The sequence below is a fragment of the Yeosuana marina genome (genome assembly GCF_011762485.1).
Lineage (GTDB): Bacteria > Bacteroidota > Bacteroidia > Flavobacteriales > Flavobacteriaceae > Yeosuana > Yeosuana marina.
Window position 1 is genome coordinate 184,269 of record NZ_JAAKGI010000008.1, and the last position, 14,139, is coordinate 198,407.

The 14,139-nt window shown below is 31.1% G+C and carries 14 protein-coding genes; 11 read left to right on the forward strand and 3 right to left on the reverse strand.

The genetic code is table 11. The features are described 5' to 3' along the window. Positions 1 to 4: 4 nt before the first annotated feature. The 5 genes from G5V56_RS11080 to G5V56_RS11100 all read left to right on the forward strand — a co-directional run bounded on the left by G5V56_RS11080 (position 5) and on the right by G5V56_RS11100 (position 3,830). On the forward strand, positions 5 to 196 hold the full coding sequence (locus G5V56_RS11080) for a CcoQ/FixQ family Cbb3-type cytochrome c oxidase assembly chaperone (RefSeq protein WP_166964926.1): 192 nt from the start codon (positions 5 to 7) through the stop codon (positions 194 to 196). Then, the gene (locus G5V56_RS11085) at positions 193 to 1,146 is read left to right on the forward strand and encodes a cbb3-type cytochrome c oxidase N-terminal domain-containing protein (protein WP_166964928.1); all 954 of its coding nucleotides are present in this window, start codon (positions 193 to 195) and stop codon (positions 1,144 to 1,146) included. Before G5V56_RS11080 ends, G5V56_RS11085 begins: the two co-directional genes overlap by 4 nt. 95 nt (positions 1,147 to 1,241) lie before the next feature. After that, a complete protein-coding gene (ccoG, locus tag G5V56_RS11090; protein WP_166964930.1) occupies positions 1,242 to 2,666 on the forward strand; it encodes a cytochrome c oxidase accessory protein CcoG in 1,425 nt (474 codons plus the stop codon). 13 nt (positions 2,667 to 2,679) lie between these two features. Then, the gene (locus G5V56_RS11095) at positions 2,680 to 3,126 is read left to right on the forward strand and encodes a FixH family protein (RefSeq protein ID WP_166964932.1); all 447 of its coding nucleotides are present in this window, start codon (positions 2,680 to 2,682) and stop codon (positions 3,124 to 3,126) included. 2 nt (positions 3,127 to 3,128) lie between these two features. Beyond that, a complete protein-coding gene (locus G5V56_RS11100) occupies positions 3,129 to 3,830 on the forward strand; it encodes a sulfite exporter TauE/SafE family protein (protein ID WP_166964935.1) in 702 nt (233 codons plus the stop codon). Positions 3,831 to 3,939: 109 nt separating this feature from the next. Here the strand turns inward: G5V56_RS11100 and G5V56_RS11105 are convergent, their stop codons facing one another. Together G5V56_RS11105 and hemN are read right to left on the reverse strand one after the other, a co-directional pair. Further along, positions 3,940 to 4,770, reverse strand: coding sequence for a universal stress protein (locus G5V56_RS11105; RefSeq protein ID WP_166964937.1), 831 nt, complete (start codon positions 4,768 to 4,770; stop codon positions 3,940 to 3,942). A gap of 99 nt (positions 4,771 to 4,869) precedes the next feature. Beyond that, entirely contained in the window at positions 4,870 to 6,234 is a 1,365-nt protein-coding gene (gene hemN / locus G5V56_RS11110) for an oxygen-independent coproporphyrinogen III oxidase (RefSeq protein ID WP_166964939.1), read from the reverse strand. A gap of 119 nt (positions 6,235 to 6,353) precedes the next feature. Between hemN and G5V56_RS11115 the strand changes: the two genes are divergently transcribed. The 4 genes from G5V56_RS11115 to G5V56_RS11130 all read left to right on the forward strand — a co-directional run bounded on the left by G5V56_RS11115 (position 6,354) and on the right by G5V56_RS11130 (position 9,049). Beyond that, the gene (locus G5V56_RS11115) at positions 6,354 to 6,941 is read left to right on the forward strand and encodes a superoxide dismutase family protein (protein ID WP_166964941.1); all 588 of its coding nucleotides are present in this window, start codon (positions 6,354 to 6,356) and stop codon (positions 6,939 to 6,941) included. 10 nt (positions 6,942 to 6,951) lie between these two features. Next, a complete protein-coding gene (locus G5V56_RS11120; protein WP_166964943.1) occupies positions 6,952 to 7,575 on the forward strand; it encodes a YceI family protein in 624 nt (207 codons plus the stop codon). Positions 7,576 to 7,674: 99 nt separating this feature from the next. Further along, complete coding sequence (locus G5V56_RS11125) at positions 7,675 to 8,205, forward strand: RNA polymerase sigma factor (protein WP_166964945.1); 531 nt, start codon at positions 7,675 to 7,677, stop codon at positions 8,203 to 8,205. Position 8,206: 1 nt separating this feature from the next. Then, positions 8,207 to 9,049, forward strand: a complete 843-nt coding sequence (locus tag G5V56_RS11130; protein ID WP_166964947.1) for an anti-sigma factor — start codon at positions 8,207 to 8,209, stop codon at positions 9,047 to 9,049. Here the strand turns inward: G5V56_RS11130 and G5V56_RS11135 are convergent. After that, complete coding sequence (locus tag G5V56_RS11135; RefSeq protein ID WP_166965053.1) at positions 9,046 to 11,238, reverse strand: TonB-dependent receptor; 2,193 nt, start codon at positions 11,236 to 11,238, stop codon at positions 9,046 to 9,048. The two genes, G5V56_RS11130 and G5V56_RS11135, sit on opposite strands and share 4 nt — an antisense overlap. A gap of 295 nt (positions 11,239 to 11,533) precedes the next feature. On the opposite strand from G5V56_RS11135, the gene G5V56_RS11140 reads away from it, so the two are divergent. Together G5V56_RS11140 and G5V56_RS11145 are read left to right on the forward strand one after the other, a co-directional pair. Continuing rightward, positions 11,534 to 12,706: an LETM1-related biofilm-associated protein gene (locus G5V56_RS11140; RefSeq protein WP_166964949.1), complete on the forward strand. Its 1,173-nt coding sequence runs from the start codon at positions 11,534 to 11,536 to the stop codon at positions 12,704 to 12,706. Positions 12,707 to 12,750: 44 nt separating this feature from the next. Beyond that, positions 12,751 to 14,007 carry an MFS transporter gene (locus G5V56_RS11145; RefSeq protein WP_166964951.1) on the forward strand — a complete coding sequence of 419 codons (1,257 nt, stop codon included), beginning with the start codon at positions 12,751 to 12,753 and terminating at the stop codon, positions 14,005 to 14,007. Positions 14,008 to 14,139: the final 132 nt, after the last annotated feature.

Sequence of the window (14,139 nt, forward strand, 5' to 3'; positions counted from 1 at the left end):
AAACATGTTGAAATTTGTTAAAAACTACATGGAAACTATTTCAGGAATTGAAATTTATCCTATCATATCTTTACTTATTTTTTTCGCATTTTTTGTTATTCTCTTCTGGTGGGTGTTTTCTGCTAAAAAAGAATATATCAATACTGTGAGTAACCTTCCATTAGACAACAACAACCAAAACGATTATTTGTTATGAGAAATCTTATTCCATCTTACATTAGAGTCCCTATAGTATTCTTTATAATTCTTGGCCTGGTAGAATATTTTGTTGATTCAGGCGATCAGCCAGCATTCATCAAATATCCAGTCATACTATTGTTTCTTCTATTGGTATTATTAATTCTAGTAGCTATAGAGGCTATTATTGGTGCCCTAGAAAATGTTATGTTTCAAAGTTTAACCGAAGAAGCAAAAGAACGTTTTTTAGCATCAAAAACCAAAGTTCCTCAATTTACTTGGATTAAAAATACTTATAAAAAATTAGCAGGCACAAAACCTATAGAGACAGAAAGCGAACTTATTTTAGACCATAACTACGATGGTATCAAAGAATTAGACAATTCGCTACCACCTTGGTGGATATATTCATTTTATGCATCAATAGTATTTGCAGCAGTTTATCTGGTAAATGTTCATATCCTTGGCAACAATAGCCAATTTGATGAGTATGCAGAAGAATATAAGCAAGCTGAAATAAGTATTGCAGAATACAAAAAAAATGCTAAAGATTTAGTTGATATAAATACCGTAACTCAACTAACGGATGCCGCAGATTTGAGTGCTGGCAAAGCTATTTTTATGCAAAACTGTGTTGCTTGCCACATGGCTGATGGAGGTGGTGGTATTGGACCTAACTTAACAGACAAACATTGGATTTTAGGAGGTGGCATTAAAAATGTGTTTCATACAATTACAGAAGGTGGTAGAGATGGCAAAGGGATGATTGCCTGGAAACAAAACTTTAAACCATCTGAAATTGCACAAGTGGCAAGTTATGTGCTATCTCTGCAAGGCACTACTCCTGCTAACCCTAAAGAGCCGCAAGGTGATATTATTTGGCCTGATGAAACTGAAGAAACTCCTGCTGTTGATGAAACTAAAACAACAGAGGTTGACTCTTTATCAACTATGGCCGCAACTAAATAAATTTAAAGTAAAAATACAAGAACCAAGAGTTTAAGAATTTAATACATAAATTTTCTTTTTGTCTTGGTTCTTTTGTCTAAACAAGTCTACAAAAAATGGAAACCCCAAAAAACGAAAAATTCAGAGATTCTATTGGCACCATTACTGAAGAAGGAAAACGCGCGTGGGTATTTCCTAAAAAACCCTCAGGTAAATTCTATAACTATAGAAAAATAGTTAGCTATGTGTTGTTGGCTTTTCTAATAGCAGCTCCATTTGTTAAAATTAATGGGAACCAATTTTTGATGTTCAATATTTTAGAACGTCGATTTAATATTTTTGGCTTTCCCTTTTGGCCGCAAGACTTTTATTTATTTGTACTCTCAATGATTACAGGGGTTCTTTTTATAACCTTATTTACCGTTGTTTTTGGTCGTATTTTTTGTGGATGGATTTGTCCTCAAACTATTTTTATGGAAATGGTTTTTAGACGAATTGAATATTGGATTGACGGAGACAGAAATAAACAAATTAAGTTAAAAAAACAGCCCTGGAATGCTGAAAAAATAAGAAAGCGTCTTTTAAAGTGGTTCATTTTTTTAGTTATTTCATTCTTTATTGCCAATGTTTTTTTAGCTTATTTAATTGGTGGAGATACTGTTCTTGAATATATATCAGAAGGTCCCTCTAACCATTTAAGCACACTATTTTCTTTATTAATTTTTACAGCTGTTTTCTATTTTGTATTTGCATGGTTTAGAGAACAAGTTTGTATTATAGCATGTCCTTACGGAAGATTACAAGGTGTATTATTAGACAATAAATCAATTGTTGTTGCCTACGATCACAAACGAGGTGAAGCGGAAAATGGAAGAAAAAAATGGCGTAACGGGGAAGATAGACAAGCTTTAGGATATGGAGATTGCATTGATTGTACCCAATGTGTTCATGTATGCCCAACAGGTATTGATATAAGAAATGGAACTCAATTAGAATGTGTAAACTGTACTGCCTGTATTGATGAGTGCGATTCTATTATGGAGAAAGTAGGTCTTGAAAAAGGACTTATTAGATATGCTAGTGAAGCAGAAATAGAGAACAAAGAACCTTTTAAACTTACTGCGAGAATGAAAGGGTATATAGCCGTTTTAGTTATTCTTGTTGGCGTGTTAACAGGTATGTTGTTTTTAAGAAATGATGTTGAAGCCACTGTTTTAAGATTACCAGGCCAGTTATTTGAACACAAAGCAAATAATATGATAAGTAATGTATTTACTTATAAATTGGTAAATAAAACAACTAAGGAAATTGACGACGTAGTGTTTAAACTACGCAAATATAAAGGCACTATCAAATTAGTTTCAACAAAAGATAATTTTATTGTTCCTGCGCAAGGAATTGCAGAAGGGACTTTATTTATTGAAATTAATAAATCAGAACTTAATGGAGATAAAAATAAATTAATGATTGAAGTTTACAGTCACGATAAATTGATTGAAACAACAACCGTCAACTTTTTAGGTCCTAGAAGTTATAATTAAAAAAATAGTTATTATGAAATTTAATTGGGGAACAGGAATTGTTTTAGCTTTCATCGGATTTATTTCCTTTATCATGTATTTTGTTATTTCTATGAATTTTAACAAAAAATATAATCATGATTTAGTTACAGAAGATTATTATAAAGTTGAGCTAGGATATCAAAAAGATATTGACAAACAAAATAACGCGAAAACTCTCAAAGAAAATATCTCTTACACTAAAACTAGTGAAGGGTTACGCATTGTTTTCCCAAAAAATTTCGATATCAAAAATATTACAGGAAAAGTGTTCCTATATAGACCATCTAACAAACAATTAGATTTTGAAACTCCAATTTCATTGTCTGAAAATTATTTGCTCGTACCTGACAAACGTTTATTAGATGGTCGATGGAACCTTACTGTAGATTGGCAATATAATGGAACACCTTATATCTATAAAGCTTCCATAAATTATTAATTATGTTAATTTCTGCACTTGTTTTGGGTTTATTAGGCAGTTTCCATTGTGTTGGAATGTGCGGCCCTATAGCATTTGTGCTTCCTGTAGATAGATCTAAAACCTATAAAAAAGTTTTTCAAATAGGTATGTACCATTTTGGAAGATTATTATCTTATAGTATTATTGGATTAATTTTTGGTCTTATTGGTAAAGGTTTAAATCTATTTGGATTTCAGCAACAACTCTCAATTTTTATAGGTGTTGTTATGATTGTGGTAGTTCTTATTCCTTACAATAAATTCAATAATTATAACTTATCAAAACCCCTTTTTAAACTTGTTTCAAAAGTTAAATCTGGATTAGGAGTCGCTTTAAAGAAAAAAACACTTGACACGTTTTTAACTATTGGTTTTTTAAATGGTTTTTTGCCATGTGGTTTAGTATATATGGCGGTTTTTGGTGCTATAGCTGGTGGTGATGCTTTAGAAGGAAGTCTTTACATGATCTTTTTTGGTTTAGGAACCATTCCTTTAATGACAACTGCAATTTACTTTGGTCATTTTTTAAAAGGTGCAATGCGTCAAAAAATACAAAAAGCAATTCCTGTCTTTGTAATATTAATTGGTACACTTTTTATTCTTAGAGGTTTAGGTTTAGGTATACCTTATATATCTCCATCTCCTATTGTTGAAATTACTGGGAGCTCAATGAACTGTCATTAAACTACTTCGATTCATATAAAAAATCGCTATAAGTTTTTAGTACAAAAAAAAGGAACAACTTCTTAAAAAGCCATTCCTTTTCTCATAGTTAGTCACTCTAATTTTAAAGTTAGTCAACTTTAAATGTCATTACAGGCAACGTAGCATGATTCACAATATCTTCACCTACACTACCTTCAAGAAAAAGAGCGATTCCTTTTCTTCCATGCGTAGGAATCGCAATAATATCAGCTTTCACTTTTTTTGAAAAACTTATAATGCCATTTTCAATTGTATAATCACATACAAAATGCACATCATTTCTTCGTTTTAAATTGCCATCTGCTTTCATTAAAAATTTGTCGACAGATTCTTCAATTTCTGGAGTACTTTTAAATCTATCATTAGGAAGATTAACGTAAACTAAGTTGATTTGTGAATGGTCGAACATTTTAATAACATTAGAGTAAGAGGCTATAGTATCGTCATTAAAGTCGCAAGCAAACACAACATTTTTAAAATCAGTAGTACTAAGTTCATTTTTTACAACTAGCACCGGAATATTAGAATACCTTACAACTCGCTCTGTATTAGATCCTAAAACAAACTCCTTAACACCATTTGCACCATGAGACCCCATAACAATAAGATCTGCATTATGTTTAGCTGCAACATCATTTACCTCACTAAACACTTTAAAATGTTTTATAATAGGAGTAATTTTTATATTTTCTAAATACTCTTTGTTTAGAAATGTACTTAGCTGTTGCTCAGCCAATTTATAAAAAAACATGGTTCTTTCTCTCTGATCACCACCTGTTGATGTCAACATGATTTCAGACATTTCTAACATGTTTAAAACAATAATTTCTGCATTGTTTTTTCGAGCTAAAGAGGCTGCGGCTTTTAAAGCATATTCTGAATGCTTTGAAAAGTCAATTGGAACAATAATTTTTTTCATTTTTCCATTTTTTTGATTCAACTAATCATCTTCTATTCTTTTGAATAGAATGGTTACAATCATTTTAAGTTATTAAATTCATTTGCTTTCAGAAAAGGATTATACCGTCATTGAAAACAATTGCACATCTGGGGTTTTTCTTTGCAATAACAGGTCAAAAGCCATACATATATTTCTAACAAAAGGCTGCCCTTTAGGTAAAATTTTAATTGATTTTGATTCTACTAAAAGAAGCTCATCATTTTCCATTTCCTTAAGTTTGATTAAAACTTCAGGGATTTCTGCAAAATGGGTTTCATCAGAATCCCAAGAGGTTTCAAAACTACACATCAAATTAAGAATATGTTTTCTAACTATTAAATCCTCTTTGTTCAAAATATGCCCTCTATAAACAGGAATAATATCTTTCTCTAATAACTCGTAATAATCCTCAAGCACCTTAACATTTTGACCAAATCCGTACCAGCTATCTCCTATTGAAGACACACCCAGACCAATCATAGTTTGTGTTTTTGATGCCGTATAGCCCATAAAATTTCTATGTAAACTTTTATTCTGCATAGATTTATATAACGAGTCTGTTGGTAATGCAAAGTGATCCATTCCTATTTCGTGATATCCAACATCCATAAGCAATTGTTTTCCTAGCTCATATTGTTGTCGCTTTAATTCGGCTTTAGGCAAATCGGAATCTTTAAAACCACGTTGGCCATTACCTTTTATCCAAGGCACATGAGCATAGCTATAAAACGCTAATCTATCTGGACATAACTCTTTAGTTTTTAAAATGGTTTGCTCTACATGTTCCATGGTTTGAAACGGCAAGCCAAAAATAATATCATGCCCTATGGATGTATACCCAATTTCTCGAGCCAGCTCTGTTACACGTTTTACGTTTTCAAAAGGTTGAATTCTATGAATAGCTTTTTGAACCGTTATATTATAATCTTGAACGCCGTAACTTACACGTCTAAACCCAACGTCATATAAAGCTTGTAAATGGTCTCGTGTTGTATTATTAGGATGTCCTTCAAAACTAAACTCATGACCTTCAGCAAGAACAGCATCTTTTAAAATACCGTTTATTAATCGTTTTAAGTTTTCGGGTTTAAAAAAAGTAGGCGTTCCCCCACCAAGGTGCATTTCTTTTATAATTGGTTTTTCATCAAACAGCTCCAAATACATCTTCCACTCCTTTAAAACCGCATCTATGTATGGTGATTCAACATCGTGTTGCTTGGTAATGCGTTTATTACATCCGCAAAACGTACATAAACTTTCGCAAAATGGCATATGGATATATAAACTAATGCCCTCGGAGGAATTAGTTTCGTTAAATGATGTAATGACTGAAGATTTCCATCGTTCCAATGAAAACGTTTCATTATTCCAATAAGGTACCGTTGGATAACTAGTATATCTAGGCCCTGCAATATTATACTTATTTATTAGTGACTTGTTCATACCTACAAACTTAATTCAAAATTATATGAATTGGTAATCTTAAAACATGATATTAGTCATAATGATATTTGGGAAAACATTAAAAATGATTAACTTTAACAAAAAATAAAATGTTAGAAATGAAAAAAATAAGTCTTCTAGCTGTTGCCCTTATATTAAGTATAACAGCTTGTAAAAACCAAAAAAAAGAGGAAAACACAGAACAAATGACTGAAGAACCTGCAATGGCTAAAAAAGCTTTAGATTCAGACATTCAAGTCATAAAAATAGCTCTTGAGCCCAAAAGCGACAGTAACGTTTCTGGCACAATCACTTTCACGCAAGAAAATGATTCTGTAACCATGGTAGCTAATATGGAAGGCCTAACAGAAGGTACACACGCTATTCATATTCATGAGAAATCTGATTGTTCGTCTCCTGATGGAACATCTGCTGGTGGTCATTGGAATCCAACAAATCAACCACATGGTAAATGGGGGTCTCCAGAAGGCTATCATAAAGGAGATATTGGAAACTTTACTGCCGGTGCAGATGGCAAAGGTTCCATTACCTTTTCAACAGATGAGTGGTGTATAGGTTGTGGAGATGACACTAAAGATATTCTTGGTAAAGGCATAATTGTCCATGAAGGCGCTGATGATTTTACTTCACAGCCATCGGGTGCTGCTGGTACCAGAGTAAGTTGTGCAGGCATTATCAAAAATTAAAATATTAAAGATGAAAAAAATAAGTCTTCTTGCTGTTGCACTTATATTGAGTATAACAGCTTGTAAAAATGAAAAAAAAGAAACTAAAATCGATGCTGCATCTGAAACCGTTGCGTCTCAAAAATTTATAGTAAAACCTGAAGCTACATCTGTAAAATGGATTGCTTACAAAACCACAGAAAAAAAACCTGTTGGTGGCGAATTTGCAACTCTTAATTTTGAAGAAAAAGGAGGAGCAACACCTCAAGAAGCTTTAAATAATTTAAACTTTTCAATTCCTGTAAGTAGTTTATTCACTAAAGATGAAACTCGTGATGCCAAATTAAAAACCTTTTTCTTTGGAGCCATGTTAAATACCGAATTTATAAAAGGCACCATTAAATATATGGACAATAAGTATATTGCTTCAATTACTATGAACGGAGTTACTAATGATCTCCCCTTAGATGTTAAAATCACAGATGAAAGACGTGTTTCCATGACCGCTACTATGGACCTTAAAGACTGGGATGCCTTAGGTGCTTTACAATCTTTAAACAAAGTGTGTTATGATTTGCATAAAGGACCAGATGGCATAAGCAAAACATGGGAAGATGTAGCTATTGAAGTCGATACTTACCTTCGTGATAAATAATCGGGGTAAACTATAGAATTAATACAATAATTTAAGCTACTTCATTAAGTAGCTTTTTTATTATTATTTTATTACTTTTAGATACCATAAAACAGTTGCATGCAGTTACCTATACTTGTAGAAAAATTTCAACAGAAAGATACAATAGCTTTTGAAGCTCTTTACAATATGTATGGCAAAAGTATCCACGGTGTTATTTACAATATCGTTAGAGATTATGCTGTTGCAGATGACATTTTACAAGATGTTTTTGTTAAAGTTTGGAATAATTCTAGTAATTACTCAACTGAAAAAGGTCGCTTTTTTACTTGGCTTTTAACTATTGCCAGAAAAGCTGCTTTAGATAAAATACATTCAAAAACAATTAATCCCTCTGAACATAATCTTAATAAGCAGTGCTTTGCTGATATTATAGAAACTAATGAGTTTTTAAATACTGAAAATGATGGCTTAGATATTAAAGTATTTGTATCAAAACTTGCCAACAGTTGTATTGATGTTATTGAGCTTATCTATTTTAAGGGCTATAACCAAAAAGAAACTTCTGAAAGTTTAGATATGCCCATTAGCACCATAAAAACTAGAAACAGAAATTGCATGATGCAGTTAAGACTCATGCTTAATATTTAAAATGGATATTAAAGAATACATAGACTCTGGGATTTTGGAACTTTACGTTGCAGGCAGTCTTTCTGACAAAGAAAATCAGGAAGTTCATGAACTTATGTTAAAGCATTCTGATATAGAGCGTGAAGTTTTAAAAATTGAAACCACGCTTCTTCAACTAGCAGCAGCTTCTTCACCAAGTGAGTCTAAACATGTATTTAAAACTGTAAAAGAGCATATTATGTTAGATAACGAGAACTCTAAGACTAATTCTTATGTTAACAAAAAGTCCAAAATCAATTGGTTTAATTATTCTGGTTGGATAGCATCAATTTTGTTTGCTGTTGGATTATTATGGTTAGGTTATGAAAACAGACAGTTAACTAGTGAAAAGAATCAACTTTCAAATGAAATCAATCAACTAAAGACAAAAATCAGCACAAATGAAAGTGATAAAAAATTTTTAGAACTTGAAATTGAAAAAGTAAATACCAATTTAAAAGAATCTAAAGAACTCATATCGATTTTAAGAGACCGACATATTATTGCGGTTCCTCTTGCTGGGCAAGCCATATCACTAAATGCGTATGCTAAAATATACTGGGATAAAAGCACTAAAACCATTTATTTAGATGCCCAAGGATTACCAGAACCTCCAGAAGGAAAAGTATATCAATTATGGTCATTAACTTTAGAGCCTTTAACATCTAAAAGTTTAGGTACACTCAATGATTTTGATTCGGTAACCAACAAAATATTTACTCTTAAAAATGCTAATGCTTCTCAAGCTTTTGGTATTACTCTTGAACCAGAAGGTGGCAGTATAACGCCTACATTAGATCAATTATACACCCTTGGAATCGTTTAAAATTTATAAGTTAAACTACCTTTTAAAGAAAACGGAATCCCGGGAGTAAAATGAATCTCTTCAACGGGTTGCGCTTCATTTTTAAGTCTTGTTTCTGTCGCAAACTGTGTCTCGTTCCATTCTGTATTAAATATATTTTCAATAACAATCCCCAGTGTTATATCTTTTAAATTATAATTAGCATTAAAATCAGTTACAAAATAGCCATTGGCTACAATACTATTGTCTTCGTTTGCTGGTCTATCGTCAATAAATCGATATTTAATACCTCCAGAAAAACCAGCTAGTTCATTAACATACAATCCTCCAGTTACAGTAAAATTTGGGGCTAACGGAATATAATTTTGACCCTTAGGTTCTTCCTTACTTCTACCATGTGTTAATGTAAAATCGGAATTAAAAAACAGCCAGTCATAGAATTGATAACGTATTCCAAAATCTAATCCATAACGCTCTGTTTTACCGCTAGGCTCAACAATACCAGCATCACCAACATATACAAACTCTTGCTCCAAAAATAAATACCAAATAGCTGAATTGAGAATTACACTTGGAAATGGTTTCCAAATGGTTCCTAAATCCATGCCATAAGCACGAGGTAACACATCGTTTCCTAATTGCCTGACTACAACCCTAGCATCGTTAGAATGAAACCCAATACCCGATTTTAAATACATTTGCAAATTAGTGGAAGCATCATAATAAAAATTTAACTTAGGACTTATAACCGTTTTTGTTTCAGATTGAGTTTTATAGGTAGGCTGTAACTTATCATTATATAAAAAATTAAAATAGTCTAAACGTAACGCTGGAACCACACGCCATTTATCAAATTCAAATTCTGCATTTGTAAAAACACTCATGTTTGTTTGGTTTAAATCACCAAGTTCTAAATTCTGCAATGTTGTCTTTCTGTTTAAGGTTTTTGACAATTCAATATCAGTCACTATATCGTGCCTTAAACTTAAACCAGAGGTTAATACTACAGGTGTTTGTCCTAGAAACGTATTGTTTTTTAGAACTGTATTAATACCAAATATCTGACGATTTTCTTTCTGCCTAATTTGATCACCATTTATAGGATCTTCTAAAAAAAAGGTGAAATTAGAATACAGTTCAAAGGCATAATGAGTATAAAAGGCATTAGCTTTTAGCATAGAATTATCAGAAATATGCTTATCAAATGCCACATTGAAATTGCTTCTTTCTGTCTGACCTCCCTCGGTATCATCAATGGCACCAAAACGAGAAATAGAACCATTATCAACCTCTCGCTGCGGAATTTGCCCTGAAGCATCCCATCGACTAGTAAATTTTGAAATTGTCACTGAAAGTTTATCATTGTTAGGCAAAAAACTTACATATTTACCAAACAAATTTAATCGGTTGAAATTTTGAGCAGATTCAAATGGACCATCTGTGGCTAAATACTCCGTAGCGATATACGCATTTTTATTTTGCGTGTTCTCCAATAAATTAAATAATCCAAGAGTTCTTATGGCATTAAATTGTCCAACAGAAATCGTTACAGAACTTTCTGCTAAATAATCTCTTGTAAAAAAATCTACGTAACCAGCAGTGGTAAAATCTCCATGATTAGCATAATAAGGACCTTTGCCAAAGTCTAATTTACTAATCGTTTCAGGAATTAAAAAATGTAAATCACTATAACCTTGACCATGAGCGTGAGATACCATATTAACAGGCATACCATCAACTGAGATTGAAATGTCGGTTCCATGATCTATATCAAAACCTCTTAAAAACAATTGCTCTGCTTTTCCGCCACCGGCATGTTGACCAATAATAAGACCAGGAACTTTTCGCAACACTTCTTGTGATGAATTTACAGGATTTGTTTTTATATCCATTCGGGAAATAGTACTCACAGGATTTAAAGTTTCTGATATTACCATCTCTTTTAATTCAAACACCTTTTCCTCTAAAACAATTCGAGTTGCTGTTTTAAAATTTGAGGCATTTAAAACCATTGTAAATGTCTTATATCCAAGCAAACCAACTCGCACAGAGTCTCCAACAGCACTATAATCCAAGGTAAACACACCATTTCCTGAAGAATGTGTATGGCTTAATGACCGTAAGTTATAAATGTAAGCTTCTTCCAGTGGCTGATTATTTTCATTAACAATAACACCTTTAAATTGTTGGGAATAGGCATTATTTAGCATTAAAAGTAAAGATAATAATATGACTCTTTTAAAGATTTTCACGGTAACTTTTACTACCTATTTTTAGTTAGTATTCATCTCAATTGAGTAGTCTATAAAGTTAATAATTTCAATCATTTTTTTTACCTTTTATACGGTATTTAATTGATTATTTTGCTATATTTTTTCGTTCCATTTTCTATAACAATTTTCAAGATTTCAAAACAACAAATCAGGATGTGTTTATGTTTTGTTCACCAAAAAAATATCGTTTTTTGATTTTAAAAAGTATCTTTACGGTTTTAAAAATGCTATCATGAACCCATCAGCAAATGGCTGGATAAAAAAACTTATTACAGAACTTTCTGAAAAAGAAAGTTTCCTTCAATTATCTTTAAATACGTTTTACAAAGCATTAAAGGTAAGTGGATTTATTTATGGAAGTAATGTTTCAATTGTAAACAATTGCATCGAAGACAACGAGTATACAGACGAAGAGTTGTGCAAAATAAATCTGTTTTTAGGATTTTATTTTATCCACTATCAATCTAAAAGTAAAATCAATATCATAGATAGTATTATTGCATTTTACGATGCTATTGACTCATACAAAGCATCTTTTTTTGATGGCATTCTAGGAGAAAAAAAATCAGCTTCTCTAGTAGAAAACATGATTAATAAACGGGTTCATATTGACGATAATATTCTTACAAAAAACTTTAATTATTTCATTACTAACGCCCTACTATTTGTTGATATTTTAGCATATCAAGAATTTTTAAAATCAAATACCATTTCAGAACATTATCTGGAAGAACTTGAAGCTTCTATAGAAACCATTGTGTTGATTGCTTTCGATATAAAAAAAGACAAATCTAAATATGACGAGAGTTTAATTAAGCTATTCGAGTCTTCGCTTCGCTATCAAAATAAAAGTACACTGACCTATGAAGAGGTCATTAAAAGTATTGAAACTGAATTAGCCAAATACTATATTATCGATATTGCCTGTATGGCCTTTTGGACTGATAGAATTATTGATACTGAAGAACAAAAAACATTAAATACTTTGGGAACTGATTTAAAACTTAACCCTATAATAGTGGAACAATCTATTAATGATATTGATATATTTTATAAGCTAAATAAGGATAAAGTAGCTCTTTTAAGTTCGAGAAATATGATTCAGAGTTTTTATGATAACTCTAGTAAAATGGTAATTAAGCTTATTAAACGAAACAGTAAACGTTTATTAAATGAACTTAAAGAAAGTAAAGAACTTATGGTTCTGTTGACTAAATCAACTACAAGGAATTTAACCGAAGAAGAGCAAAAAAAAGTTCAAGATCAGTTGTTAGATATTATGAAATCCATTCCCAGTCTAGCCATTTTTATATTACCAGGTGGAGCTATCTTATTACCTTTGTTTGTAAAATTTATACCTAAACTACTACCTTCTGCTTTTGATGAAAACAGAATTGAAGATTAATGATTATTTACAAATTCCATATTTCTTTCTGATACATTAAAATCATGGACAAGTCTTTAAAAAACAAACAATATTTTAAATTTTGTTCTTATGGTTTTTTAAAAAATCTACGGTTTTTTGATGCTTTTTTGTTGTTGTTTTTTCTTGAAAGTGGCATCACATACACACAAATTGGTGTTTTATATGCTTTAAGAGAAATAATAATTAATATTTCTGAAATTCCTTCAGGCATTATTGCAGATACCTATGGTAGAAAAAAATCTCTTATTGTCTCATTTTCATTATATATATTATCATTTCTTATTTTTTATTTTTTTAACACCTTTTACTTATTCATTTTAGCTATAATCTTTTATGGTATAGGTGATGCCTTTAGAACAGGCACTCATAAAGGGATGATTATGGATTATCTAGCACTTAATAAATGGTCTCATCATAAAGCAAATTATTATGGACATACACGTTCTTGGTCTCAAAAAGGATCTGCCATATCAGCTTTAATTGCTGGTTGTTTAGTATTATATTCTGGCTCTTATCGTACTATTTTTTTGTATTCTGTAATTCCATATTTAATTAATTTCATTAATATTTATTCATATCCTAATGTTTTAGATTATTCTTTAAACACTCAAAAAGAGCGAAAAAAGAAGACCCTGATATTTGTGTTTAAATCGTTTATAAAATCGTTAAAACAACCTAAGGTTTTACAAATTATTAATTCATCTGCATTGCATTCAGCCTATTTAAAAGCCATCAAAGATTATATTCAACCAGTTATTTTACAAATCACTCTTATAATTCCATTTTTATTATCAATGGAAACAAAAAGAAAAAGTGGTATTGTTGTAGGTGTTGTTTACTTTTTTATCTATCTATTAACTTCTTACGCTTCGAAAAAATCTTTTAAAATTTCTGAATTGATAAAAGGTAATGTTCCTAGGTTAACCCTTATTTTAGGACTTACTTCGGGTTTAGTTTGTGGTATACTATATCATTTTGAATTATGGGTTTTAGCACTGATTTTTTTTACTTGTATTTACATTTTTGAAAATATTAGAAAACCTTTATTAACCGGAGAAATTGCGGACCATGTTGCACCAGAAATTCTTACGTCGGTTATTTCGGCTCAATCTTTCTTTGGCACTATTACGACGTCCATTATCGCCCTATCTATTGGTGTTTTATCTGATTATCAAGGACTTGGTGTCGCGTTTATTATTGTTTCTTCAATACTTCTATTATTTACTATCGTTTTGAATCTTCAAAAATTTAAAAACTCTAGTAAAATTTCAAAGTTATAAGCATTAGATAACTATTACTTATCTTATGTTTTTTATCTGAAATGATGGGACTTTTTAAAATTTCATCTAATCACTTTAAATTAATTTTAAAAAAAAGCTTGTAAATCAATTAATTGTATGTGAATTCCTTTA